At 62.5% G+C, this 26911-nt stretch carries 29 protein-coding genes; 24 read left to right on the top strand and 5 right to left on the bottom strand.

Annotated elements, in window-relative coordinates:
• Positions 1 to 38: 38 nt before the first annotated feature.
• The 18 genes from CFB89_RS12190 (at position 39) to CFB89_RS34160 (ending at position 13779) form a co-directional block, all read left to right on the top strand.
• Positions 39 to 245, top strand: coding sequence for a hypothetical protein (locus tag CFB89_RS12190; protein WP_089468120.1), 207 nt, complete (start codon positions 39 to 41; stop codon positions 243 to 245).
• A complete protein-coding gene (locus CFB89_RS12185; protein WP_089468119.1) occupies positions 242 to 586 on the top strand; it encodes a GPW/gp25 family protein in 345 nt (114 codons plus the stop codon). The genes CFB89_RS12190 and CFB89_RS12185 overlap by 4 nt, the downstream gene beginning before the upstream one ends.
• Positions 583 to 1476 (top strand): baseplate J/gp47 family protein, encoded by an 894-nt coding sequence (locus tag CFB89_RS12180; protein WP_089468118.1) that lies wholly within the window; start codon positions 583 to 585, stop codon positions 1474 to 1476. The genes CFB89_RS12185 and CFB89_RS12180 overlap by 4 nt, the downstream gene beginning before the upstream one ends.
• Positions 1466 to 2035, top strand: a complete 570-nt coding sequence (locus tag CFB89_RS12175; protein WP_089468117.1) for a phage tail protein I — start codon at positions 1466 to 1468, stop codon at positions 2033 to 2035. The genes CFB89_RS12180 and CFB89_RS12175 overlap by 11 nt, the downstream gene beginning before the upstream one ends.
• Entirely contained in the window at positions 2032 to 3141 is a 1110-nt protein-coding gene (locus CFB89_RS35295; RefSeq protein ID WP_256979662.1) for a hypothetical protein, read from the top strand. Before CFB89_RS12175 ends, CFB89_RS35295 begins: the two co-directional genes overlap by 4 nt.
• 2 nt (positions 3142 to 3143) lie before the next feature.
• Positions 3144 to 3599 (top strand): phage tail assembly chaperone, encoded by a 456-nt coding sequence (locus tag CFB89_RS12165; protein WP_089468116.1) that lies wholly within the window; start codon positions 3144 to 3146, stop codon positions 3597 to 3599.
• Between the two features lie 78 nt (positions 3600 to 3677).
• Positions 3678 to 4847 carry a phage tail sheath family protein gene (locus CFB89_RS12160; RefSeq protein ID WP_089468115.1) on the top strand — a complete coding sequence of 390 codons (1170 nt, stop codon included), beginning with the start codon at positions 3678 to 3680 and terminating at the stop codon, positions 4845 to 4847.
• A gap of 10 nt (positions 4848 to 4857) precedes the next feature.
• On the top strand, positions 4858 to 5361 hold the full coding sequence (locus CFB89_RS12155; RefSeq protein WP_089468114.1) for a phage major tail tube protein: 504 nt from the start codon (positions 4858 to 4860) through the stop codon (positions 5359 to 5361).
• Positions 5362 to 5454: 93 nt separating this feature from the next.
• A complete protein-coding gene (locus tag CFB89_RS12150; protein ID WP_089468113.1) occupies positions 5455 to 5784 on the top strand; it encodes a phage tail assembly protein in 330 nt (109 codons plus the stop codon).
• A 55-nt stretch (positions 5785 to 5839) separates the two neighbouring features.
• On the top strand, positions 5840 to 8254 hold the full coding sequence (locus tag CFB89_RS12145) for a phage tail tape measure protein (protein ID WP_089468112.1): 2415 nt from the start codon (positions 5840 to 5842) through the stop codon (positions 8252 to 8254).
• 10 nt (positions 8255 to 8264) lie between these two features.
• Entirely contained in the window at positions 8265 to 9146 is an 882-nt protein-coding gene (locus tag CFB89_RS12140; protein ID WP_089468111.1) for a phage tail protein, read from the top strand.
• The gene (locus tag CFB89_RS12135; RefSeq protein WP_069617826.1) at positions 9121 to 9327 is read left to right on the top strand and encodes a tail protein X; all 207 of its coding nucleotides are present in this window, start codon (positions 9121 to 9123) and stop codon (positions 9325 to 9327) included. Before CFB89_RS12140 ends, CFB89_RS12135 begins: the two co-directional genes overlap by 26 nt.
• Positions 9328 to 9337: 10 nt before the next feature.
• Complete coding sequence (locus tag CFB89_RS12130) at positions 9338 to 10390, top strand: phage late control D family protein (protein WP_089468110.1); 1053 nt, start codon at positions 9338 to 9340, stop codon at positions 10388 to 10390.
• A 73-nt stretch (positions 10391 to 10463) separates the two neighbouring features.
• On the top strand, positions 10464 to 10913 hold the full coding sequence (locus CFB89_RS12125; RefSeq protein WP_089468109.1) for a hypothetical protein: 450 nt from the start codon (positions 10464 to 10466) through the stop codon (positions 10911 to 10913).
• The gene (locus CFB89_RS12120) at positions 10910 to 11476 is read left to right on the top strand and encodes a glycoside hydrolase family 108 protein (RefSeq protein ID WP_089468108.1); all 567 of its coding nucleotides are present in this window, start codon (positions 10910 to 10912) and stop codon (positions 11474 to 11476) included. The genes CFB89_RS12125 and CFB89_RS12120 overlap by 4 nt, the downstream gene beginning before the upstream one ends.
• Entirely contained in the window at positions 11473 to 12120 is a 648-nt protein-coding gene (locus CFB89_RS12115) for a hypothetical protein (protein ID WP_089468107.1), read from the top strand. The genes CFB89_RS12120 and CFB89_RS12115 overlap by 4 nt, the downstream gene beginning before the upstream one ends.
• Before the next feature lie 155 nt (positions 12121 to 12275).
• The gene (locus tag CFB89_RS12110; RefSeq protein ID WP_089468106.1) at positions 12276 to 13064 is read left to right on the top strand and encodes a DNA adenine methylase; all 789 of its coding nucleotides are present in this window, start codon (positions 12276 to 12278) and stop codon (positions 13062 to 13064) included.
• Between the two features lie 163 nt (positions 13065 to 13227).
• Positions 13228 to 13779 carry a hypothetical protein gene (locus CFB89_RS34160; protein WP_144030095.1) on the top strand — a complete coding sequence of 184 codons (552 nt, stop codon included), beginning with the start codon at positions 13228 to 13230 and terminating at the stop codon, positions 13777 to 13779.
• Between the two features lie 211 nt (positions 13780 to 13990).
• Here the strand turns inward: CFB89_RS34160 and mauJ are convergent, their stop codons facing one another.
• Complete coding sequence (mauJ, locus tag CFB89_RS34155) at positions 13991 to 14986, bottom strand: methylamine utilization protein MauJ (protein WP_144030094.1); 996 nt, start codon at positions 14984 to 14986, stop codon at positions 13991 to 13993.
• Between the two features lie 217 nt (positions 14987 to 15203).
• Here mauJ and CFB89_RS12100 point away from each other — a divergent pair, with 217 nt between their 5' ends.
• Positions 15204 to 16565, top strand: coding sequence for a hypothetical protein (locus CFB89_RS12100; RefSeq protein WP_144030093.1), 1362 nt, complete (start codon positions 15204 to 15206; stop codon positions 16563 to 16565).
• 239 nt (positions 16566 to 16804) lie between these two features.
• Here the strand turns inward: CFB89_RS12100 and CFB89_RS34150 are convergent, their stop codons facing one another.
• The 4 genes from CFB89_RS34150 to CFB89_RS12085 all read right to left on the bottom strand — a co-directional run bounded on the left by CFB89_RS34150 (position 16805) and on the right by CFB89_RS12085 (position 18600).
• Positions 16805 to 17308, bottom strand: coding sequence for a hypothetical protein (locus CFB89_RS34150; protein ID WP_144030092.1), 504 nt, complete (start codon positions 17306 to 17308; stop codon positions 16805 to 16807).
• A 1-nt stretch (position 17309) separates the two neighbouring features.
• Positions 17310 to 17759 (bottom strand): helix-turn-helix domain-containing protein, encoded by a 450-nt coding sequence (locus CFB89_RS12095; protein ID WP_089468103.1) that lies wholly within the window; start codon positions 17757 to 17759, stop codon positions 17310 to 17312.
• Positions 17701 to 18102: a type II toxin-antitoxin system RelE/ParE family toxin gene (locus CFB89_RS34145; protein ID WP_144030091.1), complete on the bottom strand. Its 402-nt coding sequence runs from the start codon at positions 18100 to 18102 to the stop codon at positions 17701 to 17703. Before CFB89_RS34145 ends, CFB89_RS12095 begins: the two co-directional genes overlap by 59 nt.
• A 315-nt stretch (positions 18103 to 18417) precedes the next feature.
• Positions 18418 to 18600: a rubredoxin gene (locus CFB89_RS12085; RefSeq protein WP_006478164.1), complete on the bottom strand. Its 183-nt coding sequence runs from the start codon at positions 18598 to 18600 to the stop codon at positions 18418 to 18420.
• A gap of 198 nt (positions 18601 to 18798) precedes the next feature.
• On the opposite strand from CFB89_RS12085, the gene CFB89_RS12080 reads away from it, so the two are divergent.
• The 5 genes from CFB89_RS12080 to CFB89_RS12060 all read left to right on the top strand — a co-directional run bounded on the left by CFB89_RS12080 (position 18799) and on the right by CFB89_RS12060 (position 26893).
• Positions 18799 to 19203 carry a DUF4399 domain-containing protein gene (locus tag CFB89_RS12080; protein ID WP_089468101.1) on the top strand — a complete coding sequence of 135 codons (405 nt, stop codon included), beginning with the start codon at positions 18799 to 18801 and terminating at the stop codon, positions 19201 to 19203.
• A 230-nt stretch (positions 19204 to 19433) separates the two neighbouring features.
• Positions 19434 to 21419 carry an ATP-binding cassette domain-containing protein gene (locus tag CFB89_RS12075; RefSeq protein ID WP_179233418.1) on the top strand — a complete coding sequence of 662 codons (1986 nt, stop codon included), beginning with the start codon at positions 19434 to 19436 and terminating at the stop codon, positions 21417 to 21419.
• A 220-nt stretch (positions 21420 to 21639) separates the two neighbouring features.
• Positions 21640 to 23622 carry a DNA topoisomerase IV subunit B gene (parE, locus tag CFB89_RS12070; RefSeq protein ID WP_050017499.1) on the top strand — a complete coding sequence of 661 codons (1983 nt, stop codon included), beginning with the start codon at positions 21640 to 21642 and terminating at the stop codon, positions 23620 to 23622.
• A 227-nt stretch (positions 23623 to 23849) separates the two neighbouring features.
• A complete protein-coding gene (parC, locus tag CFB89_RS12065; RefSeq protein WP_089468099.1) occupies positions 23850 to 26171 on the top strand; it encodes a DNA topoisomerase IV subunit A in 2322 nt (773 codons plus the stop codon).
• 263 nt (positions 26172 to 26434) lie between these two features.
• Positions 26435 to 26893: a CopD family protein gene (locus CFB89_RS12060; RefSeq protein WP_089468098.1), complete on the top strand. Its 459-nt coding sequence runs from the start codon at positions 26435 to 26437 to the stop codon at positions 26891 to 26893.
• Positions 26894 to 26911 lie beyond the last annotated feature (18 nt).

Here is a 26911-nt window from a genome sequence, read left to right as displayed (position 1 = left end):
CCCCGCTTCGGCGGGGTTTTGTTTTTGAGGGATTCACCATGGCAAAAGATACTCCGCAGGCAGCTACTCCGGCCGCTCCGGCCGTTGCGACGTTCCTTGATACGCGGTTCCGTAGTCGCGTGATCGTGTTCCCGAGCGGCGATGTGTTGCACGTCTTTTCGGGTGAAGCGACCGCAAAGACTGCCGCACAGATCGAATACCTCGACGCGCACCCGGACTTCAAGCGGCTTGAGGAGCGCGGATGAGCCGGTCCGGTGCGCTCGTCGGCATGGACCGATGGACGGGTGCGCCCATCAGTGGCGTCGCGCACCTGAAGCAGAGTCTTGGCGACATCCTCAGCACACGCAAGGGCACGCGGCGAGAGTTGCCTGAATACGGCTCCGACATTCCGTTGATGGTCGACCTACCGATCACGCGTGGCTGGATCTCGGCGGCACAGGCCGAGGCCGCACGGGCAATCGTCCGGTGGGAGCCGCGCATCAAGCTTTCTCAGGTCAAGGTGCTGTCGGTCATCGACGGTAAGCCTACGTTCGCGATTCGTGGCGAGTACGACGGCATGGCCGTCGAAATCGAGGTACCAACATGACGATCATCGATCTCGCTTCGCTGGACCCGCCTGACCTTGTCGAGGTGCTCGACTTCGAGGCGACGTTCCAGAGGAAGCTGGAGTACTTCAAATCGATCTATCCCGACTGGACAGCGGCGCTGAAGTCGGATCCCGTGGTCAAGCTGATCGAACTGGCGGCGTATGACGAGATCCGCGCTGCAGCGCGAGTCAATGACACCGCTCGCGCAGTGATGCTCGCGTTCTCGACGGGCGCTGACCTGGAGCATCTGGCCGTGCTGCTGGATACGGGGCGCGCAGTCGTTGAGCCCGGCGATCCCGAGGCAAATCCGCCAGTCGAGCGGCGCATGGAATCGGATGACCGGCTGAAGTTGCGCACGCAGATGTCGATGGAGCGCGCGACGGTCGCCGGACCATTCGCGGCATACCGGGCGTTTGCAATGGACGCGTCGGCCGACGTCCTCGATGTCGCTGTCGACCGGCCGGTGGCAGGCACGGTGCGGCTCACAATCATGTCCGCACGTGGCGACGGTGTACCGGATGGGGCGTTGCTCGATCTGGTCCGCGCGAAGGTTACGCCGGAGACGGTTCGCCCGCTCAACGACACAGTTCTGGTCGAGCCGGCGGTCAAGATCGAATATGCGATCGATGGGCTGATCTATGTCGGCAGCGGGCCGGATCCGAGCATTGTGCTTGACGCACGGCGTAAGGTGCTTGACGGCGTGATAGCGAGGTCACGACGCCTTCGTGCCGGCATGCCGCGATCCGCGATTGAAGGGGCGCTGCACGCGCCGGACAGCGGCGTGACGCGTATCGAATTGCGCTCGCCCGTCGCCGACGTCCTGTGTGGCCCGCGCGAATTTGCGCACTGTACGAGCATCAATCTGGAGGTCAGGGCCGATGACGCGTGAACCACTGCTGCCGTCCAACCAGACGCCGCTGGAGGCGGCGCTCGCGCGCGTGCTGCGCCCGAGCGTCGATCCCGAGATTTTGCGCACGTTGTGGGATGCGGATCGTTGTCCGACCGCATGGTTGCCGTGGCTCGCATGGGCGCTCGCCGTCGACGGTTGGGAACTGGCCGAATCCGAAGACGCACGGCGAGCGCTCGTGAAGGGCTCGATGGCGCTGCACCGGAAGAAGGGTACGCCGTGGGCGGTGCGAGAGGTGATCCGGCGGCTCGGTTTTGGCGAGGTAACGATCATCGAGGGGCGCAGCGGTCGACGGCGCGATGGTTCGATTGTTCGTAATGGCGAGCAACTGCACGGGAAGCCAAGCGCGTGGGCCGAGTACATCGTGAAGCTTGGGGTGCCGATTACACGCGATCAAGGCGACAAGCTGTGGCGGGCAATTGAGCGTTACGCGCCTGCACGCAGCCAGCTTGCCGCGCTCGACTATGCGGCCGTGCCGATCCGACACAACGGCGTTGCGCGGCGGGACGGGCAATATACGAGAGGGAGTATTACAACATGACCAATTTGGTTGAGTTCGAGCGGTGGGAGGACGGGGTCTATCAGCTCGAAACATCGGATCCCGTCGTCGGCGGACCTGAGGGAATCGACAACCTGCAGGCGAAACAACTCGCGAACCGCACCCGGTACCTGAAAAAGGCGGTTGAAGCAGGTCAAAGTAACTTTGATGCGCACATTGCGGCAGTCGATCCGCATCCGCAGTATGCGACGCATGCGGATCTGGCAGAGAAGGTGGCCGCGCTGGTGGCGCAGTCCCCCGAAACACTCGATACGCTCAGTGAACTCGCGAAGGCCCTCGGCAACGATCCAAATTTCGCGACGACAATCGCAAATGCGCTTGCCGCAAAAGCGCCGCTCGATTCACCCGTGTTCACGGGGACGCCAAAGGTTCCCGCGCTGGCACGATTCGACAACAGCGCACGGGCCGTGAACAGTGCTTTCGTCAAGTCCGTTGGCATGCAGGCGAGTGCATTCACGACGTTGGTCGGCGCGACGGTGCTGACCGAAGATTACGCCGGCAGCACGATCTATCTCGGCGGGTCTGGAAACTACGCCATCACGTTGCCGCGCGCGTCGTCTGTGCCGGCGGGGGTGCGGCTGGAATTCGTCAGCGGGATTGGCGTTTCACCGGTGAGCATTTCACGTCAGGGCACCGACGTGATCTATATGAACGCCAACACGTCGCTGGCGACGGTACCGATGGCGCTCGGTGACACCTTCGTCATCGAGAGTAACGGAGTGAACTGGTATTCGGTCGGTGGGTCGACGCCGCTTGCGTACGCGAATGGCTTCAGCGCGTCGTTCAATACAAACGGTTGCCAGAGACTTCCGAGTGGCCTGATTGTTCAGTGGGTAACCGGAAGTAGCGATGCGAACGGCAATATGTATGTCACCAATCCTCTTGCGTTTCCGCATGCGGTACTGGGTGGCATTGCTAATGAGGCGTCGCCGGGTGGCTGGGCGGCCAATACGACGACCGTGTGGAGTTTCGACCTGGGAATTTCAACGGTTACGACTTCAGTTGCGCGGGTGCGCGCGGTGTCGGGAGCCGGCGGGCCGGCGATCGCCAGTGGAGTAGCGGGGCGTATTCAGGTATGGGGGTACTAAAAATGGGGCAAAAACTCGCGGCGTTCGATGAGCGAGGGAACATTACCGCGTTCTATGACTCGGTCGTCAGCCCGGTGCCGCAAGGTGTATCGGTGGTGGAAATTGACGACACGGTATGGGTCGATCTCATCAACGCCCAGTCGGGTGGTAAACGCCTTGTCGTTGACGAGACCGGAAAGGTCGCCGCGCTTGATCCGCTTCCGCTGACGCGGGCCGAAGCCGCACTTGCCAAGCGCGTGGAGCGCGACGCGGCGCTGCACGCGACGGACTGGCTCGTCTCTCGACATCAAGATGAGCAATTGCTTGGCGACGGAACGACCCTCACGGCGGATCAGTTTGCGGCGCTGCTGCGTTATCGACAGTCGCTGCGGGAAGCCAGCGATCTTCCGGGGTGGCCGCAAACAGATCTGCCGTCACCACCGCCGTTCGCGACGGCACTGCCCAAGGCGACGGCGTAACGCGACATTCGATTCAAACCTGTGCGAGGCCGCTCGATTCGAGCGGCCTTTTTATTTGTAGCTTTCCCGGAGACCTGAATGGCTGCTACTTCTTTTTATCACGGCGTGACGACCTTGCTTGTCGATACCGGCCCGCGCACGATCACCGTGCCGTCGACGTCGGTCGTCGGCATCGCCGACACCTACACGCCGGGTCCGGACCTCGTCGCACCGAACGTGCCCGTGCGCATCACCAGCGAATACGATGCCGCCGCTGCATTCGGCGAGACGAGCGCGATCACGCGCGCGATTCAAGGCATCTACAAGCAGAGCAAGACGGTCATGGTGGCGGTCGGCGTGCCCGCCGATCAGACCGACGCGGAGCTGACGTCCGCGATCATCGGTGGCGTGTCGGCAGGTGGTGTTCGCACCGGCATGCAGGCACTGCTCGACGGTAAATCGCTGTTCGACCTGAAGCCCCGGCTGCTGCTCGCGCCGGGGCATACGGCCAAGCAGCCGGTCGCGACCGCGGCCGACGAGCTGGCCGCGAAGCTGCGCGCAATCGCGATCCTCGACGGGCCGAACAAGACCGATGAGGACGCGATCCAGTACGCGAAGAACTTCGGAAGCAAGCGGCTGTATCTCGTCGATCCCGGCGTGCGGTATTGGGACACGGCGAAGAACGCGGACGTCGACGCGCCGGCATCTGCGTACGCTGCGGGTCTGTTCTGCCAGACCGATGCGGCGATCGGCTTCTGGGCGTCGCCGTCGAACAAGGAGATCGTCGGAATCAGTGGCACGAAGCGGCCGATCGAATTCCTCGACGGCGACGAGACGTGCCGCGCGAACCTGCTGAACAACTCGTTCATCACGACGATCATCCGCGACGGCGGTTATCGCCTGTGGGGCAACCGCACGCTGTCGGCCGATCCGAAGTGGTCGTTCGTGACGCGTGTGCGCACGCTCGACATCGTGATGGACGCCGTGCAGGCCGGCCATAAGTGGGCGGTCGATCGGGGTATCACGGCGACGTATGTGAAGGACGTCACCGAAGGTCTACGGGCGTTCATGCGCGATCTGCGCATGCAGGGCGCGGTGATCAACTTCGAGGTGTACCCGGATCCGAAGCTCAATTCGGCGTCGCAGCTCGAACAGGGCAAGGTGTACTGGAACATCCGCTTCACGGACGTCCCGCCCGCAGAAAACCCGATCTTCCGTTTCGAAGTCACGAACGAGTGGCTGACGGAAGTTCTCGACACGCAATCGTAAGAGGTGACGTATGGTCCCGGAAACTCTGAACAACATGGCGCTGTACGTCGACGGGCGCGGCTTTGCCGGCCGCTCGCCCGAAGTCAGTCCGCCGAAGCTGAAGATCAAGACGGAGGACTATCGCGCGGGCGGCATGGACGCGCCGGTCAAGGTCGACCAAGGCATGGAAGGGCTGCAGGCGGCGTTCACCATGGGCAGCGTCGAGCGTGACGTGCTGAAATTCTTCGGCCTGGCCGACAACAACGCATTCAACGCGACGTTTCGTGGTGCATTCCGCGACACGCGCGGCAAGGTGAAGTCGGTCGCGCTGATCATGCGCGGCATGCTGTCCGAATACGATCCCGGCAGTTGGAAGCCGGGTTCGACGTCGGAGCTGAAGTACACGGCCGAACTGTCGTACTACAAGGCCGAGATCGACGGTGCAGTGATCTGCGAGATCGACGTGCTCAACATGATCCGCATCATCGACGGCGTCGACCAGCTTGCCGACGTGCGCAAGGCGCTCGGCATGTAGGAACGTTGGCCGGTGGCAACGCCAGCAAAGTAACTTTTCGATAACCCGAGGGGCGGTCCAATGGCCGCCCCTTTGTCATTTCTGAGGTGCTGAATGGAAACCGTGAAGATCACGCTGAAGTATCCCGTGTCGTTCGACGGCGTCGTGCGCAACGAGCTGGTGATGCGCCGCCCGAAGGTGCGCGACATGCGTACCGCGAGCAAGCAGGCGCAGGGCGACGACGAGCTGCGCGAAATCGTGCTGTTCGCGACGCTGGCCGAAGTCGCTCCCGACGATATCGAAGCAATGGACATGGTCGACTACGACGCCATGCAGCGTGCGTACGAATCCTTTCGATCCGTTCGTCCGGCTTCCAATCGAGACGGTGAAGGCGCTGGCCCGGCGGATGATGAAGGAGTACGGAACGCAGCCGCAGTCGCTTGACGACATGACGATCGACGAATTGTTGTGGTGGCTGACAGATTGAGCGAGGACTGACATGGCACGCGATATTGCACTTGGCATCGTCATCGGCGGTGCGGTGTCGGCAACGCTCGGTAAGGCGTTTGCCGATACGAATTCGAAGATCGTCGGGCTGCGCAAGACTGCGAGCGAGCGCGGCATGTGGCAGCGGCAGATCGGCGAGACGATCAAGCTGCAGGAGGAGTTCCGCCGTCTGCATCTTGCCGGCGACAGCGCGGCGGACGGAATCCGGCGCAAGCTGGACAACAACGTCCGTGCGTTGTGTGATGCGGGCTTCGAGGTCGACCGGCTCGATCGCGCATACGCCCGGCTCGGCCGGACAGTGCGGGGACTTGAGCTGAAGACCGCAGGGCATGAGCGTCTGGCCGCCGGCCGCGAAGGCATGCGCAGCGCGGCAGGCGACGCGGTGAAGCTTGGTGCGGCCGTCGCCGTACCGACCGCTGTCTCCGCGCAGTATCAGGCAATCATCCGGGATATCGCCATCAAGGCCGGCATCGCGCGCACCGAGCAGGAGCGCACGATGTCCGAACGCATTCGCCGCGACGCGCTGTCGAATGGCATGGGGCGCAACGAGCTGGCCGACGCCGTCAACCAGATGGTCGCGGCCGGGATGGACGTTGACCGGGCGCTGAACTTCGGCCCGGCCGTTGCGAAATTCTCGGTGGGTCAGGGGGCGTCGAGTGTAGAAACCGCGCAGATGATTCAGGCGCTGCAGCAGAACGCCAACATCACGGATCCCAAGGCGATGATGAAGGCGCTCGAAGCGATCGCGTATCTCGGCAAGGAGGGTTCGTTCGAATCCGTCGACATGGCGCGGTGGTTCCCGGTGCTGCTTGCCGAAATGAAGAAGATCGGTATCACGGGGCAGGATTCCGTGACGCAGCTCGGCGCGATGCTGCAGGTTCAGATGAAGACCGCCGGCAACGCCGACGAGGCGGCGAACAACCTCAAAAACTGGTTCTCGAAAATCGGTTCGGGCGAGACCGAGCGCAACTACAAGAAGGCCGGCGTCGACTACGAAGCGAAGATGAAAGAGGCGATCGGCAAGGGCTGGTCGACGCTGGAGGCGTCGTTCGTGCTCGCTCGGGCGTACATCGAGCGTGTCGATCCGAAGAAGGCGGCGCAGCTCGCAGCGGTGGCGAAGCAGCTCAACAGCGAGCTGGACCCTGCCAAGCGTCAGGCGCAGATGCGGGCCTTCGAGGACACGATGAAAACCGGTGACCTGTTCAATGACATGCAGGTCAAGGCCGCACTGACGGCGTACATGCAGAACGCCGATCTGTATCAGAAGCTCAAGCGCAATGCGGCGGACGCGAACGGCGAGATCGAGAAGGATCTGGCTGATCGGCGTGCGACATCGAAGCAGATCTGGAGCGAGGTCGTCCAGCAGTGGGACGACGCGATGCGCAGTATCGGCGATGCGCTGCGGCCGGTGACTGATCTCGCCGGCAAGGTCGCGAAGCGGGCGGGCGAGACAGTGCAGCACGCGTCGGACGCCGCACCCGGTGCGACGGCGGCGGTCGTTGGCGTCATAGGGACAGCGATTGCCGTTCGTGGTGCCCGTGCCGCGTGGAACATGGGGCGCGGTGTGCTCGACATCCTGCGTGGCGGTTGGATGGCGCGACGCGGTGGCGGTGGAGCGGTCGGGGGCGGCGCAGCCGGAGGGCGCGTTGGTAAGGCACTCGACGCGTTGAGCGGTGCTGCCGGAGGCGTGCAGCGCGTATTCGTCGTCAACATGCCGGGCGGCGGCCTTGGTGGCGTTGCCGGGGCTGCAGGCGACCTGCTCGGTGACCTGGCCGGTGGCGGCTCTGGCGGCGGCCCGGTTCCGCGCGGTCGTCTGGGTCGTGTCATCGGGGCGTTTCGGACGATCGTCGGCCGGTTCGGGCCTTACGCGGGAAAACTGGCCGTCGCCGCCAGTGTCATGAAAGTCGCATTCGCAGCCAAGGATGCGTACGCGGTTGCACGCAGCGATCAGCCGTCCGCGCGCAAGGCGGAAGGGTACGCAAGCATCGGTGGCTCGCTCGCAGGGGGCATGGTCGGGGCGAAGCTCGGGGCAGGTATCGGGGCGCTCGGCGGGCCGATTGGGGTGGCGGTCGGTGGTGTTATCGGCGGTGCGATCGGTACGTTCGCCGGTGGAAAGTTACTTGGGGCGATGGCGCGGTGGGCGACGGGTTCGAAGGATGGCGACAGCGACGCGGCGAAGGCGGCCGCGAAGGTGGCGGCTGGCCCGGACTCGCCGCAGTCTCGCCCGTTCAAGGTCGAGCAGCAAAACTCGTTTGCCCCGGTGTTCCACATCAAGGTCGAGGGCGGCACGGACGCAGAGATCGCGGACAAGCTGCTCGCGCGCATCAATCCGCTGATTCAGCGGACGATGACCGAGTCGATGGACAAGAGCAATCGGTCGGCCATGTTCGATGCACCTCATCTGTAAGGGGTAGTGGATGGACTTCATTTCCAGTGTGACGCAGGCAGCAACGCAGGCGAGCATCGCGTCCGAACGCGTTCGGCACGTGGTGCGCGTGTTCGATCGGAATCGGAGCGCGAGTCAGAACACGGTCGACACGTTGACGAAGCTGGCGACGGGAAACCTCACGTCGGCCGCCGACCTGCTGCGCGGGGCGACGAGCCTGCTGTCGGTGGCCGGCGACCTGAGTCCGCAGATCGGCACGGTGATGCGCAGCTTCTCGGCAACCGGTGCGGCCGTCAGTGGCGTGTTGAAGATGATCGGCAGCGTCAATCACCCGTTGATCCAGTCAGCCGCGCAGTCCGTCATGGGTGCGTTAGGCAATGCGAAAACGCAGTTCACCGCGTTGGTCGGCGAGCAGACGATGGGTGCGCTGAAGTCGTTCGCGCAGACGACGGGCCTGAGTTCGGTTCTCTCCGGCCTGTTCGACAGCGCGACGTCTTCTACCCCTCATCTGTTGACGCTATCAACGGATGACGGGGACGCGTTCCACTTCGGACTGTCGACGGCGGCGTACGACAAGCTGCGGCGCTCGACGCGCTTCAAGATCGCGTCGCAGGAGCGCTTGAATCGCGAAGAGGCGCAGCAACCGGTGAGTCAGGGCGGCGACACGATCACGCTTTCGGGTGTCGTGTTTCCGTCGCTCGGTGCCGGTTTCCGTCAGTTGGAAACGCTGCGCACGATCGGCGCGAAGTTGAAGCCGGTGCAACTGACGGCCGGCACGGGCGACGTGCTCGGACGCTGGTATCTGCACAGCGTCGACGAAGAGCAGGAGGCGCTGATGTCGGACGGTGCGCCCCGCAAGCAAACCTACAGTCTGGAGTTTGGCCGCTATGGCGAAGATTTTGCGAACCTCTGACGGGGACATCCTCGACTCGCTCTGCTACGCCCATTACGGGACGTTGAAGGGCACCGTCGAGGCCGTGTACGAAGCCAATCCCGGCCTCGCGCGCGAGCCGCAGCCGTTCCGGTCCGGCGTCCTGATCACGATGCCGGATCTCGACACGCCGCGCGACGAACCGATTCAGCTCTGGTCGTGACGGAGGGACGATGCGTGCAATTTTTCAGGTCGTCGCGAACGGCGCCGACATCACGCGCGTGATTCAGGACCGCGTGCTGCGGATCCAGACCACCGACAAACCGGGCCTTGAGGCCGACGAATGCGAGATCGAACTGGACGACCGGGACGGCAAGGTCCGATTCCCGCCGAAGGGCGCGACGTTGAAGATCTCGCTCGGATGGGAAGGGCAGGGGCTGTCGATGCTCGGCGAGTATGCCGTGGACGAGATCGTGCTGCGCGGACCGCCGGCGACGATGATCATCCGCGGCCGACCGGCCAACATGCGGGCGACGTCGAAGACGCAGCGCAATGGTAGCTGGACGAACGTGAAGCTGGCCGACGTCGTCGGCGACGTCGCGCGACGTAACAAATGGGTGGCCGCCTGCTCCGTCGACGCTGCCGTGCCGCGTGCCGATCAGTTTGGCGAGAGCGACCTGCACTTCATCACGCGTATCGCGCGGCAGTACGGCGCAACGGCGACGGTGAAGGCCGGCAAGCTGATCGTCGGGCCGATCGGCGGCGGCAAGAGTGCAAGCGGCAAGCCGCTGCCGGCGATCACGTTGACGCCGGCCGATCTGACGGACTACGAGATCTCGTTTCCCGACCGTGCCAGCTTCGTTGCCGTACGGACGAAGGTGCACGACAAGAAAACGGGGAAGAAGATCGACCTGACGATCCCGAATCCCGACGCGCCACCGGGCGCCGCCGCTGTCCATACCGAGCGCCATGCGTTCGCCAGTCCAGAGGCCGCGAAGGCCGGCGCGAAGTCGCGTCTGGAGAAGCTGAATCGGCACACAGCGCGCAGCGTACTACGCATGAAGGGGCGCACGGACATATCGGCCGAGAAGACCGTGAAGCTTTCCGGCTTCAAGCAGGAGGCGGACGGCGATTTTCTGGTCGATTCCGTTCGACATACCTATGCCGGTAACGGGTGGGAGACGTCGGTCGAGCTGAACGCCGGCAACAAGGGCAAGGCGAAGGTCGGCCACCGCAAGAAGCCGACGAAGAAAGTCGACCTGGTCGTACCGTCGCCGCCGAAGTAACACGCGCGCGTATCAATTTCTGGCAGCCGCCTCGGGGCAACTCGGGCGGCTTTTTATTTTCAGCGGGGGTTTGATGGGTGATGAAAAGCAGGAGGGGCTGGCCGTCCAGATCGCGACGTTGACGCAGCAGATGCGGGCCGTCGCGGCGAGTGTCGAGGACATCAAGCGATCGGTGCAGCCGTTCGCGGATCTCGACCGGCGGCTCGCGGAGATGGCGGTGCGGGCGGAGACGGTGCGAGAGGACGTCGGACTGTTGTGGAGCCGTTCGCGTGCGGAAGAGCGTGCTCGCGGCGAGCTGGCCGACGAGATCGCCGACGTCGATCGCAAGGTCGACGCGATGAAGAACAAGGCAACGGGCGCGATGTGGGTGCTCGGTGTGTGTCTCGGTGTGGTGCAGACGTTTCTGGTCGGTTCGATCGTCTGGGTCTTCACGCACATCAACGAGGGTGATGCGCTCAACCGTCTGCAGCAGCAGCGCATCGATTTACTGGAACAGGCGGTGAGCCGGGGAGGGAAGCAATGAACGTAACGGCGAAGATTGACGCGCTGATCGGGCGCGAAGGCGGGTTCTCGAACGATCCGAACGATCGCGGCAATTGGTATCTCGGGAAGCTCGAAGGAACCATGTGGGGTGTGACGGCCGCCGAAGCGCGCGCGTACGGATACACGGGGCCGATGAAGGACATGCCGCGCTCGACGGCCGTCGCGATCTACGAGTCGCGGTACTGGCGACGTCCGAAGTTCGACCAGGTCGACGCGATCTCGTCGACGCTCGCGGAAAAACTGTTCGACATCGGCGTGAACACGGGGCCGCCGACCGGCGTCAAGTTCATGCAGCGGGCGCTGAACGTGCTGAACCAGAACGAAAAGACTTTCCCGGATATCGCGGTCGACGGTGGCATCGGCCCGATGACGATCACGGCGCTGAAGTCGTTCCTGCAGCAGCGTGGGGCGGACGGGCATCGCGTGCTGTACGGCATGATCGCCGCACAGCAGTCGGTGTTCTACATCGAGCTGGCCGAGCGCCGGCCGGAGAACGAGACATTCGAGTACGGCTGGCAGCTCAATCGCGCATTGGGGGTATGACGATGCTGGACATTCTGAAGACTGTTGCGCCGTGGCTGGTCACGGCGCTGACCGGCGGTGTGCCCGGTATCGCGGCGATGGCCGCGTCGGCGATCGCCGACAAGCTCGGCTTCGGTGACGGTTCGGTGGATGCGGTGAAGGCCGCGCTGGCCGGTCAGTCAGTGACACCCGAGCAACTGCTTGCGCTGAAGCAAGCCGACGCGGACTTCGAGTTGAAGATGCGACAGGCCGGTTTCGAGCACGCGGAAAGCATGGCGGGCATTCAGGTGCAGGCCGACAAGGTCGCGGCGGACGATCGCGCGAGCGCTCGCCAATACGCTGCAGCCGAACACGACCACACTGCGCGAAATCTTGCCTACATGTACACGGTAGCGTTGTTCGTCGTGATCGGGCTGGAGTTCTATCTGGCGATCGGCGAGATCAAGATGCCCGACGTCGTGAAGAGCACGCTCGACACGCTGCTCGGTGTGCTGATCACGATGGTGATCGGCTCGAAGGAATACTTCTTTGGATCGTCGTCGCGAGCGGACAAGCAGGCGGACCGCATTACGCAGTTTGCCGTGTCGCCGGACATCACGGTCACGGGCGGGCCGATCGATCCGAAGGTGATCGCGTCGGTTCCGATCGAGCATCGGACGCCGTGACGGCCGCGATGCACTGAAGAAACAGGGCGGCCGGGGGAATGTTGGAGCATTCGCCCGGTCGCCTTTCCACTGATCGCGCCAGTGAATCAGCCAAGGCCCTGCTTACCTACGTAGGCGGGCCGGATTCTACACCAAGTTTTAAAACGGCTTTCACAATGGCAAATCCCATCATTCCTTGGATCGGCGGCAAGCGCCGTCTCGCAGATCACCTCATCCCGCGTTTCCCGGCTCACGATTGCTATGTCGAAGTGTTCGCGGGTGGGGCCGCGCTGTATTTCCTCCGACCGCCGGCCAAGGTCGAAGTCGTGAACGACGTGAACGGGGAGCTGGTCAACCTGTATCGCGTCGTACAGCATCACCTGGAGGAGTTCGTGCGTCAGTTCAAATGGGCGTTGACGAGCCGGCAGGTATTCGAGTGGCTGAAGCATACGGTCCCGGAAACGCTCACCGATATCCAGCGTGCTGCGCGGTTCTACTACCTACAGAAAAGTTGCTTTGGCGGGAAGTTGGAGGGGCAGACCTTCGGAACGCGCACGGAACATCCGCCGGGTTTGAACCTGCTGCGGCTTGAAGAAGAATTGTCAGCGGCTCACTTGCGGCTCGCGAACGCGTATATCGAGCGACTGGATTGGGCTGCGTGCATTGATCGATACGACCGCCCGCATACGCTGTTCTATTTGGACCCACCGTACTACGAGACGGAAGGGTATGGCGTGGCGTTTCCATTCGGCGAGTACGAGAAGATGGCGCAACGGCTGCGGTCGATCAAAGGGCGCGCGATCGTGAGCCTCAACGACCATCCCGACATTCGGCGCGTGTTCGACGGATTTCACATCGAGACGGTCCCGATTCAATACACTGTTGGAGGAGGTAGGGGTGTCGAGAGAAACGAATTGATCATCTTCAGTTGGGATGATGCAGCCCAGCCAGTTGGTCTGTTTTAAGTGAGGATGCCGGCATACTATCGCGCCGGCATCGCCCTCGGTGATCCTTCAAGGCGGGAGGGGGTCTTGCTGACAAAGGCGGCCAGATTCGCACGCGCTTGGCTAGGATCGGTCTGGGTTCCCAAAGGGTAATGAACCTCTACGAAAGGGAGTAGTACCAATCATGAACTATTTGGATACTGCATTTGCTCAATTGGCCTTCGCAGCAAAGCTTTACGACTACGCAGAGCAGGAAAAGCTCAATATTGCGGACCTTGACCAGCCTTTGACGTTCAAGGAGGGGCGTAGCATTTGGGTCCTTCCCGATCAAATCTTCCACTCGTATAGCGATTTACAACTAGCCTGCGCAAATCAACTCTCGGTTGCATTCGGCGCCGCCGCAATAACCCTGAATCGTTGCAGGGAAGAATATGAGCAAGCAAGCGGCAAGTCGCTACGAGCCACCAACGGCGATGCACCGACCTCTGAGGACGAGCATTTTGCAGAACTGGTTTACCAAATTCGCAACGCATTCGCACACGATATTTCAGAGCCGCGCTGGCAAATCAGAGGCGTAGCCCGCCGACGTCCATATTTGGTCGACCGAGTAGGCGATACCGCCCGCATCATGGTTGATCTCACAGATTTACATGGGCACGCGTTTGAGTATGCTCACATCGACGGGATTGACATGCTTCATCGGCTGCGAGAGTTTGGTCGACGTTATTGGGGGTAACGCGACGGCGCCGCTGTCTCTGCCAGCAGAATTTGGAGGTTCGTCGGTAGTCGAGCATCCTGAATGTCAGGAATCTTACGAGCTTCCATGGCCGACCATTGCGGCCCGTCGCCCCACCGTGACGACTACGGCGGCTTTCAAGGAACAACAACCGTTTGTCGACGTGCGTAGAGAGAAGAAAGTTCCGCTATTGCGGTCATTTGTGAGACTGCTATTTCGACGGAATTGGCATAATCGGCAGGTTCAATTCCGACAGCAGCATATTGCGCGCGATGAAACGTAATGTCGCGATTTGATTCGAGCACTGTGCGATGTCGCTAAACCGATCGGCGGTCAGATGATCCTCCAGCGGATTCAAGTGCGCAAGTGCGTTGCGGACCGTCGCGCGCATATCGTCGATCACAGCGTTATACCGCTTTCCGACGAGGGTGGCAGCGCGGTCAGCAAGATCCGCTGGAAACGCGTCAGCCATTTCAGGGAACCGTTCTACCGCTTCACTGGTACGGGGCGAATTCTTAGGAGCATTCCGACGACGCTGAACTCGCAACTTGTGAACGCCCTCTACCACCTTAAAAAAGGACAGAAACTGATAGAAAGGATTGGTCGCGTTTGTCCCTTCCCTATAAGCGGCCAACAAGCTTCGCCTCTCTTTCGTCGATGGTCCTCCGAAATTGATGTCAAGAATCTTAGGAGCACCCAGTATCCCAAAATTCGCGCGTAGCGCTTGCGAGTCTACCTGGCGGATCTGGTAACCGCTAATGTCGACTGCACTGTCGTGTCTGAACGACCAGATGCTCAGCATGTCGCTGATCAAATTCCATGCGATCTGTTCTGCTTCGGCGAACGAAGTGGCTCGAAACTTCATCTCCGCCCGCGCGAGCCTGTTATGCTCATTTGGCAAAAACCGGATCTGAACATTTTCTTGCTCGCCGCCTATATCGCAGCGAATCTCCACGCTTTCGGGCGGCATCACTAACAGTGAATCGCCCGATTTCGCTAGCAGAGGGATATCGAGCGACTCGTGAAAGAGCACTTTTCCGGGGATGCCCAACACGAAGAGAGCTTCGTACTCTGCGGGGGAGCCTGCGGGGGAGGCGGGTGCCCCACCGTCGAATATAGGCACGATTGTTAGAGGAATACGCGAGTTGACTTGCGGCCGCGGAAACGTCGCTTTCGCGTCAGTGGTTTTTAGGAACTTGTCAGGCATTTCGGTTGTGTAGGTGTGACTATGAAAGGGCCTCGGTACTAATTGGTGTGCGGCCGCACCGAGGGGCCGAAAAGCTACCGAATTTATACTAATGATATCTTGTTTTGAGCGACTCAATGACCGAGGAACGGTCGCTCCCCGGTCGTTTGCTCAGGCGGTACAATGGTCGCGAGTGACAGGATCCTTAGCGAAGTCGAGCCTACCAATTGGAGGAGAATTGAGCGAGAACGCACAGGTACTTGCATTCGCAGATGCCGTTGCCGACGCGGTATTTGACGGTTACACGCTAATAACCCGATATGTGACCCTAGTGGTTGGTGGCAAGCACCAGATCTGGGCCGCAGTGCTGGAGGCAACCTCCGCCAAGCCCCGCCCGGAATACTGTTTTCGACTCGAGATCGAAGACGTGGCCGTCGGCCACGCAGAAGTGACAATTGAGAACGCGAAGAATCTCGTTGATGCTCTCAAGATGGCAAGCCTCGGGCGTCTCGAGATTGACGGCCAGCAACTCGATATCATAGGCCGTGAAAAAGAGCAGACTGGGGTTCCTCTCCACTATCAATTGCATAACACCCTCGGCAAGTGGGCATCTCCGATCACATTCGAAGTCAAGAATCCTAGCTTCGGCGAGCTGCTGACTCGCAACAGAGAGTACTTTGACACGTCGCTACGACTCGCAGACCCGCCGTTTGATGGTCTTGACGATGTTGCCGGGTGGCTTGGTCTCAAAGTGGCCGGGCTAGTTCAGCCCGCTATTTCTATAATCGTTCATCCTGCGGCTGACCTGCTGCTGGACGCTTGCAAGCTGAAAGACAATCGGCTCACGCTCACGATTGAAGCCGTTTCGCATCTTGATATGGATGCCATGTCGGTCATGGTACGCGAAGTGCCTGGAATGGGGGTGCAAACCCGAAAACGGCTCTCCGATAGAATTATCTGGACTCAAGACGGCGACAAGAGGATAGGCAACTTGGTCGTCGATTTGAGGAATGCACACGCAGCCTTGGTGATGTTGGTCGTGGGCAAACATACGGTTCGGCGTCACTGGTTTACGGATCCGGCCAAGGCACCCAATCATCGACTGTCGACGATGAACCATTTCGACCATGGTCTTCGTAAGCTGGTCGAGTCGTTGCGAGGCAATTCCAACCAGCAGAATGAGTTCGAGAAAGCCGTTGCAGCCCTACTCTTTCTACTTGGCTTTATGGTAGGTGCACCGAGCGAGGGCGATGCGCCGGACTTGATTGCCGTCACTCCGGGAGGTCGCTTGCTCCTCGTGGAGTGCACGGTCAGTGTGAAGGACATTCACACGAAGATGGGGAAACTGGTAGACCGGCGTGAGTCACTCAGAAATGCGCAGGGCACAGCCAACCCGATGAGCGAGCCGATTGCTGTCCTAGTATGCAAGTCACCGCGAGCAAGCATTGCGAACGCAGCCGACGCTAAGAAGCACGGCGTAATTCTTTGGGCGGGCGAACAGATAGAAGAGGGAATCGCTCGTGCTGTCGTGCCGAACAATCCGGACGAAATATTGGAGCGGGCGCTCGAGTCACTCGTGGACGATACCCTTCGAGGATGAGCGAAAGCGGCGGAGTTGAAACGGTGAGGCTCGTTCCACGTGAGCGACCGCTTGGGAGCAAATCAAGTAACTGCACTGTGGCAACCGGTGGCAGGATTGACGCTCAGAGGCACAAAAGCCCGCTACGAGCGGGCTTTTTTAAGTGCTACAAATTTGCTATAGCAAGGGGCGGAAGCCTTGCTGGACAAGCTTTGCACTTATCATTCCATCCCCTGAACTATTTGTAACCAGGCATAGGACTATGTTGGCTGTGCCGCTCGTACTAAAACTAAAAGCGTCTCGCCGAACATCGGACCTTCTTCGGTCTCGGCTCGAACTGTCAAATAGCGCCGCTTATTTACTTTAAGGCCCGAAATAGGGAGTCCGACGCGGAGGGCGGTGCGGATATTGGCACCTTCTGGGTGTTTGCCTTCGCTCTCGCCTCGAGCAGCAGTCTCTATGACTTGGCTAAGTGCCGATGCGGGAACGGTGAAGTCGAGCAAAATCTCCTGTGTGCCGCTATCTACATCTGCATCGGAATCCGATGATTCATTAGTCGCTCTAACCATCAATCTGATTGATTTGAATGGTCGGGCCAATGACGTTGAGATCTCAACAAAGGCGTATATTTGAGGGACCGTGGTCGGCTCCGGGAGCCACATCTCCGTACCATAAACGCCAAGCAAATTTACTTTATCGTTTGGACCTTTCTGAACGTCATCGGCCCAGAGGACAAGCAAGCGACGATCGGTGTTTTCAGACATTTTATGTGGCTACTGATCGTTGGGCGTAAACAAGATTGAAGACCTCCGCAGGAGAAACTTCAAGCACACTTGCAAGTTGCGTGATGGTATCAATCCCAACGTTTTGTACACCACGCTCAATTTTGGAGATCTGGGCTTGCGTTGTGCCAACCTCATTCGCCAATTGAGCTTGCGACCATCCCTTGCGCAGCCGGAGCTTTGCAATGGACAATGGTTCGTCTCGATAGAAAGACTCCGCAACCCACTTGCGGCCATCCGCCAAGAAGTCGTCGCCATAGTCTTGCTCCAACTCGGCGATGAAGTCATCGACGCTGGACGAGTTCGTGCACAACTCGGTTGACTCTCCGAGAACGTACGTCTTGGCACCGTAGCTTACGAATCGATCTGTGTGGTTACAGTCCGTCGTAAGCCCGCCGGATACGTTGAGCGAGAGGATGAGCAGGGGAATCATAATCTACCAAGTTTCGATGGACGATCGCCAAGACGTGGAAGCACTGGCTTCGCCAGTGATAGGCGTAGAACACGCGGTGGCCCAGTCCGATTTCACCGAGGCCAAGGGGCCTGAAGCGCCACAGGTCTTTCCGTTCTTTGTTGTAGAGCCTCAGCCACTTCTTAACGTTGATCACATCAATGTCAGACTGGCCATAGCCATGCTCCAGTAGGCGGTCGCGCAACTTTGGGTCGCAGTTGAGTTGCTGAATAAGGGCCAGCAACTTCTTCACGAACTCGAGCTCAGTTTTGGCCAACTGTCGGAGGTCTTCTTGTGCATCAGGATGAAGTTCGACGCGGGCCATCACCGGTTAGTCTATATCTTATAGGATATCGCGGTTGGTTGCCAAGCAGCGAGTCGGTCGTGCTCCGGCCCCAATCTTCCTGCTACGAAATTGCTACAGCAGCCTGCCCGAGGCTTGCTGGACAGCACTTTTGCTTCTCATTCTATCCCCTGAACTACGGGGAGAGCCAAGTCCGGGCAATCGCGCGAAAAAACCGCGAACCGGACGGCGGTGTGGACAGCGCGCAGAGTATAGCAAACGCGCGGCGCGTCGGCGGGGCGGAATGCACCACCCCAACGCGCGTATCGCGAGATCACCCGCGATCGAAACGGAAAATCAGAAATCGACGACGACGAAATCTTCCTTGCCCACGTCGCACAGCGGGCAGCGCCAGTCGGCGGGAATGTCGGCGAAACGCGTGCCTGCCGGAATGCCTTCGTCGGGCAGTCCTTCGGCTTCGTTGTAGACCCACCCGCAAATCAGGCAGACCCAGCTCTGGTATTCGGTTACTTCGCTCATGTTGCGCTCGGGATAATGAAAATTCGGCGATGCCGTCCGCGGCGTGGCCGGCGGACGAAAGGCGCAATGTTACCGGAATTTCGCCGAACGTCTGCGCAACGTCGTTTTAAACGTACGCATCGCGAACAACCGGCGGCGTCGCATCGGTCGGGCATGCAGTGTATGCTTCGTGGGCCTGTCAATCTGTAGGAGGAAAGGATGATCAACAGAAAGTGGATCGCGGGTGCAGTCTGTGTCGCGGCACTGGCCGTGTCAACGCTCGCGCGCGCCGAGGCGCGTGTGTTCTTCGTCGAGCCGCAGGACGGCGCGACGGTGTCGAGCCCCGTGCACGTGAAGTTCGGCCTCGAAGGCATGGCGCTGAAGCCGGCCGGCGACATGACCCCGGATACCGGTCACCACCACCTGCTGATCGACGGCAAGCCGGTGCCGAAGGGCGACGTGATCCCGGCGACCGACCATTCGCTGCATTTCGGCAAGGCCCAGACCGAAACCGACGTGAAGCTGCCGCCCGGCCAGCACACGCTGACGCTGCAACTCGGTGACGGCGCGCACCGTTCGTACGGTCCCGAACTGAGCTCGACGATCACGGTCAACGTGAAATAACCGTGCATCCCGCGCCGCCGCCCGATGCGCCGCGCGGGATCTGCCGATCGGCCGGCCGCGGGCGTCCGGTCGGCATTCGCGTGCTCATGCGGGCACGCAAACCGTAGCCGGCGTCCGAAAACAGGAGGTCCGCTACACCGCGCCCACGATACCGCGCCAGCGCCCGTCGGGAACGCCCCGCGGCACTCGTCCATCCAGCCGAGCCGATGCCGGCCTCCGCGCCCGGTACAATGGGCGCTTCCGATTTCTCTCTTCGCCGTCTCCCCATGTCGCTCTATTCCATTACCGGCGCGCAGCTCGCGTTCGGTCACGTCGCGTTGCTCGATCACGCGGATTTCTCGCTGGAAGCCGGCGAACGGGTCGGCCTGATCGGCCGCAACGGCGCGGGCAAGTCGTCGCTGCTGAAGATCGTCGCCGATCTCGCGAAGCCCGACGACGGGCTGATCACGCGCCAGCAGGAGCTCGTGACCGTCTACGTGCCGCAGGAGCCCGAATTCGAGCCGGGCGCGACGGTGTTCGACGTGGTCGCGTCTGGGCTGGCCCACACGCGCGAACTGCTCGAAGAATACGATTCGATCGCGCACCGCCTCGCGGAGATACCGGAAGGCGCCGAGCACGATGCGCTGCTTGCGCGAATGAACGCGCTGCAGTCGTCGCTGGACGCGCACGACGCATGGAACTGGCGTACGCGCGTGTCGATGACGCTCGCGCAAATCGGCCTGACGAACGGCGACGCGAGCGTCGACGCGCTGTCGGGCGGGATGCAGAAGCGCGTCGCGCTGGCGCGCGCGCTGGTGCTGCAGCCCGACGTGCTGCTGCTCGACGAGCCGACCAACCACCTCGACTTCGACGGCATCCGCTGGCTCGAGGAGTTGCTCGTCGCGCAGCGCGCGGGCCTGCTGTTCATCACCCACGATCGCGCGTTCCTCGACCGCGTCGCGACGCGCATCGTCGAGCTCGATCGCGGCCGGCTGCTGTCGTATCCGGGCAATTTCTCCGCGTACCAGACGCGCAAGGCGCAGCAGCTCGAAGTCGAGCGCGTGGAGAACGAGAAGTTCGACAAGCTGCTCGCGCAGGAAGAAGTGTGGATCCGCAAGGGCGTCGAGGCGCGCCGCACGCGCAGCGTCGGCCGCATCGCGCGGCTCGTGCAGATGCGCAACGAGCGCGCGGAGCGCCGCAATGCGCAGGGCAACGTGAAGCTCGACGTCGCGCAGGGCGAGAAGTCCGGCAAGATCGTCGCGGAGCTGACCGACGTGACGAAGCGCTACGGCGGCCGCACGGTGGTCGACCGCTTCTCGACGACGGTCATGCGCGGCGACAAGATCGGCTTCGTCGGCCCGAACGGCGCCGGCAAGACGACGTTGCTGAAGCTGATCCTCGGCGACCTGAAGCCCGACGAAGGCACGGTGCGCACCGGCACGAACCTGCAGGTCGCGTATTTCGACCAGATGCGCGCGCAGCTCGACCAGGAAAAGAGCCTCGCGGATACGATCAGCCCCGGCAGCGAATGGGTCGAGATCGGCGGCGTGCGCAAGCACGTGATGAGCTATCTCGGCGATTTCCTGTTCGCGCCGGAGCGCGCGCGTTCGCCGGTGAAGTCGCTGTCGGGCGGCGAGCGCAACCGGCTGCTGCTCGCGCGCCTGTTCGCGCGCCCGGCCAACGTGCTGGTGCTCGACGAACCGACCAACGACCTCGACATCCCGACGCTCGAACTGCTCGAAGAACTGCTGGCCGATTACGACGGCACGGTGCTGCTGGTCAGCCACGATCGCGCGTTCCTCGACAACGTCGTGACGTCGGTGATCGCGGCGGAGGGCGACGGCAAGTGGCGCGAATATGTCGGCGGCTTCACCGACTGGCAGATCCAGAGCGAGCGCTCGGAGCAGCTCGCGCAGCAGGAAGCGGCGAAGCGCGCGGTCAAGGAAGCGGCGCCCGCGAAGGACGAACCGGCGAAGAGCGCGGCCGGCCGCAACGCGCAGCGCACGGTGAAGCTGTCGTTCAACGAGCAGCGCGAACTCGATTCGCTGCCGGAGAAGATCGCCGCGCTCGAAGCGGAGCAGAAGACGATCAATGCGCAGCTCGAGGACGGCGCGATTTTCGCGAAGGATCCGCAGGAAGGCACGCGCCTGACCGAGCGGTTCGCGGCGATCGACGACGAGCTGCTCGCCGCGCTCGAACGGTGGGAAACGCTCGAGGCGAAGCGCAAGCCGGTGTGACGCGCGCGGTGCGCGTCGATCCCGCGATTGGCGCGCCACGCGGAACCAGTAAAATACCGCGCGTCCAGGGTCGCGCCGCACACGCCGCGCGCCCGCTTTCGGAGCAGTCCAAGCACACCGTTGTTTCGATTCGCTTTTTTACGGAACTCAACGTTTTGTCCACGACGTTATCCACACGAGGTGTGGACAACGTCCCGATGAATGACGAAATTCAGCGCCTATGTCAACAAAGAAACCCAGCGCGGCCTATAGCGAAGCATCGATCAAGGTGCTCAAGGGTCTCGAGCCGGTCAAGCAGCGGCCCGGCATGTACACCCGTACCGAGAATCCGCTGCACATCATCCAGGAAGTCATCGACAACGCGTCCGACGAGGCGCTCGGCGGCTACGGCAAGCAGATCACGGTCACGCTGCACGCCGACCAGTCGGTGTCGGTCGAAGACGACGGCCGCGGCATCCCGTTCGGCATGCATCCCGAAGAGGGCGTGCCGGTCGTCGAGATCGTGTTCACGCGCCTGCATGCGGGCGGCAAGTTCGACAAGGCCGCCGGCGGCGCGTATACGTTCTCGGGCGGCCTGCACGGGGTCGGCGTGTCGGTCACGAACGCGCTTGCGACGCGTCTCGACGTGACGGTATGGCGCGACGGCAAGATCGCCGAGCTCGGCTTCGCCGACGGCGACGTCGTGAAGCCGCTGTCCACGCAGGGCGCGGGCCGCGGCGAGAAAAAATCCGGCACGCGCGTGCAGGTGTGGCCGAATCCGAAATACTTCGATTCGCCGAACCTGCCGCTCGGCGAATTGCAGCGCCTGCTGCGCTCGAAGGCCGTGCTGCTGCCGGGTGTCGAGGTCGTGCTCGTCAACGAAAAGACGGGCGAGCGCCAGACGTGGAAGTATGAAGACGGCCTGCGCGGCTACCTGCTCGACGAAATGAACGGCAGCGAGCTGCTGATTCCGCTGTTCGAAGGCGAGCGTTTCGCCGATGCGCGTTCGACCGACGAAACCTTCGCCGAAGGCGAGGGTGCATCGTGGGTCGTCGCATGGAGCGAGGAAGGGTCGCTCGTGCGCGAGTCGTACGTGAACCTGATCCCGACGCCGGCCGGCGGCACGCACGAGTCGGGCCTGCGCGACGGTCTCTACCAGGCGGTGAAGAGCTTCGTCGAACTGCACAACCTGCAGCCGAAGGGCGTGAAGCTGCTCGCGGAAGACGTGTTCGCGCGCGTGTCGTTCGTGCTGTCCGCGAAGGTGCTCGATCCGCAGTTCCAGGGGCAGATCAAGGAACGGCTGAACAGCCGGGACGCGGTGAAGCTCGTGTCGTCGTTCTCGCGTCCGGCGCTCGAACTGTGGCTGAATCAGCACGTCGAGCACGGCAAGAAACTCGCCGAACTCGTGATCAAGCAGGCGCAGGCGCGTACACGCGCCGGCCAGAAGGTCGAGAAGCGCAAGAGTTCGGGCGTCGCGGTGCTGCCGGGCAAGCTGACCGATTGCGAAACGGAAGACATCGCGCGCAACGAACTGTTCCTCGTCGAGGGCGACTCGGCGGGCGGCTCGGCGAAGATGGGCCGCGACAAGGAGTACCAGGCGATCCTGCCGCTGCGCGGCAAGGTGCTGAACACGTGGGAAACCGAACGCGATCGCCTGTTCGCGAACAACGAGGTGCACGACATCTCGGTCGCGATCGGCGTCGATCCGCACAGCCCCGACGATACCGTCGACGTGTCGAACCTGCGCTACGGCAAGATCTGCATCCTGTCGGACGCGGACGTCGACGGCTCGCACATCCAGGTGCTGCTGCTCACGCTGTTCTTCAAGCATTTCCCGCAACTGATCGAGCGCGGCCACGTGTACGTCGCGCGCCCGCCGCTGTTCCGCGTCGACGCGCCGGCGCGCGGCAAGAAGCCCGCGCAGAAGCTCTATGCGCTCGACGACGGCGAGCTCGAAGCGATCCTCGACAAGCTGCGCAAGGACGGCGTGCGCGACACGCAGTGGAGCATCAGCCGCTTCAAGGGCCTGGGCGAAATGAGCGCCGAGCAGTTGTGGGACACGACGATGAACCCCGACACGCGCCGCCTGATGCCGGTGAAGCTCGGCGAGCTCGACTACGAGGCGACCGTCGCGCGGATGACGATGCTGATGGGCAAGGGCGAGGCAGCCGCGCGGCGCGGCTGGCTCGAGGAAAAGGGCAACGACGTCGAAGCGGACATTTAGTGCAGTGTTCGACGCCAATCGGCACTGATGCGCTGCGGCTTCGCGCCCGTGGCGGCGTCGCAAATCCTCGCGATGCGTCTGGCATCGCCGCGGTTTGCTTCTTGCCACGAACGCGAATCCGCTGGCGCATCAGCACCGCTTGACATCGAACACTGCACCGCCGCTTTCCGCGCGGCCGGGTATGACCCCCGGCCCGGCCTCACGCCACTTACGAATACGGAATTCAGATGGACGACAATACTTCCGATCTCTTTGCCAGCCCCGACGCGCCCGAGAGCGACGCGCTGACGCTCGGCAACTACGCGGAGCAGGCGTATCTCAGCTACGCGGTCAGCGTCGTGAAGAGCCGCGCGCTGCCCGACGTGTGCGACGGCCAGAAGCCGGTGCAGCGCCGGATCCTGTTCGCGATGAACGAAATGGGCCTCGGGCCCGACGCGAAGCCGGTGAAATCGGCGCGCGTGGTCGGCGACGTGCTCGGTAAATACCATCCGCACGGCGACCAGTCGGCGTACGACGCGCTCGTGCGTCTCGCGCAGGATTTCTCGCTGCGCTATCCGCTGATCGACGGGCAGGGCAACTTCGGCTCGCGCGACGGCGACGGCGCGGCGGCGATGCGTTACACGGAAGCGCGTCTCACGCCGATCGCGAAGCTGCTGCTCGACGAGATCGACCAGGGCACGGTCGACTTCATGCCGAACTACGACGGCTCGTTCGAGGAGCCGAAGACGCTGCCGAGCCGCATGCCGTTCGTGCTGCTGAACGGCGCGTCGGGCATCGCGGTCGGCCTCGCCACCGAAATCCCGTCGCACAACCTGCGCGAGGTCGCGGCCGCGGCGGTCGCGCTGATCCGCAATCCGAAGCTCACGCACGCGGAGCTGATGAACCTGATTCCCGGCCCGGATTTCCCCGGCGGCGGCCAGATCATCTCGAGCGATACCGAAATCTCGGCGGCGTACGAAACGGGCCGCGGCAGCCTGAAGGTGCGGGCGAAATGGAAGATCGAGGATCTCGCGCGCGGCCAGTGGCAGCTCGTCGTGACCGAGCTGCCGCCGAGCACGTCGGGCCAGAAGGTGCTCGAGGAAATCGAGGAACTGACCAACCCGAAGCTCAAGCTCGGCAAGAAGACGCTGACGCCCGAGCAGTTGAACACGAAGAAGGCGATGCTCGACTTGCTCGACGCGGTGCGCGACGAGTCGGGCAAGGAAGCGGCGGTGCGGCTCGTGTTCGAGCCGAAGTCGCGCACGATCGACCAGACGGAATTCGTGAACACGCTGCTCGCGTACACGAGCCTCGAATCGAACGCGACGCTGAACCTCGTGATGATCGGCGCCGACGGCCGGCCGGGCCAGAAGGGCCTGCTGACGATCCTCGACGAGTGGGTGAAGTTCCGCCAACTGACGATGACGCGCCGTTGCCGCCACCGTCTCGCGAAGGTCGACGACCGCATTCACATCCTCGAAGGGCGGATGATCGTCTTCCTGAACATCGACGAGGTGATCCGCATCATCCGCGAATCGGACGAGCCGAAGGCCGCGCTGATGAGCGCGTTCGGCTTGAGCGAGCGGCAGGCCGAGGACATCCTCGAAATCCGCCTGCGCCAGCTCGCGCGGCTCGAGAAGATCAAGATCGAGAAGGAACTCGAAGCGCTGCGCGACGAGAAGGCGAAGCTCGAGGATCTGCTCGCGAACGAAAGCGCGATGAAGCGGCTGATGATCAAGGAGATCGAGGCCGATGCGAAGCAGTATGGCGACGATCGCCGCACGCTGATCCAGCAGGAAAAGCGCGCGACGTTCGAGGCGAAGGTGGTCGACGAGCCGGTGACGGTGGTCGTGTCGCAGAAGGGCTGGGTGCGCGCGCTGAAGGGCCACGGGCTCGACCCGGCCGGCTTCACGTTCAAGGCCGGCGACCATCTCTACGCGGCGTTCCAGTGCCGCACGCCGGATCGCCTGATCGCGTGGGGCAGCAGCGGCCGCGTGTATTCGGTCGACGTGTCGGTGCTGCCGGGCGGGCGCGGCGACGGCGTGCCGGTCACATCGCTGATCGAGCTCGAATCGGGCTCGCACCTGATGCACTACTACGCGGCGCCGGCCGACCAGCAACTGCTGCTCGCGTCGAGCAACGGCTTCGGCTTCCTCGCGAAGGTCGGCGACATGGTGAGCCGCCTGAAGGCCGGCAAGTCGTTCATGACCATCGACGCGGGCGCGGTGCCGCTCGCGCCGATGCCGGTGCTGCCGAACGCGACGCAGGTCGCCTGCCTGTCGAGCGGCGGGCGCTTGCTCGTGTTCGGGATGGACGAGATGAAGACGCTGTCCGGCGGCGGGCGCGGCGTGATCCTGATGGCGCTCGACGACAAGGAAACGCTCGTGCAGGCGCTGGCGATCGATCCGGCCGGCGTCGTGCTGATCGGCACCGGCCGCGGCGGCAAGGTGCAGGACGAGACGCTGTCGTATGCCGGGCTCGCGCCGCACATCGGCAAGCGCGCCCGCAAGGGCCGCGCGCCGGACACGAAGCTCAAGGTCGTCACCGAGTTGCGTCCGCTGCTCGGTTGACGCCGCGCCGTTGGCCGGGTCGTCGGAATCGTCCGGTTCGGCCGCGATCGCAGGCCGCACGTCCGCTTCGGCGGGGGTGCGGCTTTTTCTTTCCGATGCGGGGATTCGGGTAAGCAAGCGTGGCGCTGTCACGCGGAATTTGCAAAATAGTGTGAAATCGCGTCGAGGGTCCGAACCGCCGCGCGACTGGCGGGTCGAACGTCGCTTGATGCCGCGTGCGACGCGGCCGTTCGCTGCACCCCACTCATCACAGGATCGTCCCCATGTCCCACGCCGTTGCCGTCGCGCTGTTTCTTCACCTGCTGGCCGTCGCCGTGTGGGTGGGCGGGATGGTCTTCGCACACTTCTGCCTGCGCCCCGCGCTGTCCGACCTGTCGCCGCAACTGCGGCTGCCGCTGATCGAAGGCGTGTTCGGCCGCTTCTTCAACTGGGTGTCGGGGGCCGTGATCGTGATCCTGCTCACCGGCGGCTTCCTGCTGATGAGCTTCGGCGGTGCGCACGCGACGTGGTCGCTGCATGCGATGGCCGGGCTCGGCGTCGTGATGATGCTGATCTTCGGACACATCCGCTTCGCGCTGTTCCCGCGGATTCGCCGTGCGGTCCAGGCGCAGAACTGGCCGGACGGTGCCCGCGCGGTGAATGCGGTGCGCCTGCTCGTCGTCGTGAACCTCGTGCTCGGCGTCGTCACGATCGGCGCGGCCGTGCTGTCGCGCGGGTTCTGACCGGCGACGTCGGTCCTT

The organism is Burkholderia sp. AU16741 (genome assembly GCF_002223345.1).
GTDB classification, from domain to species: domain Bacteria; phylum Pseudomonadota; class Gammaproteobacteria; order Burkholderiales; family Burkholderiaceae; genus Burkholderia; species Burkholderia sola.
The sequence above is the reverse complement of the archived record's forward strand: the minus strand, read 5'-3'. Positions and strand labels throughout refer to the sequence as shown.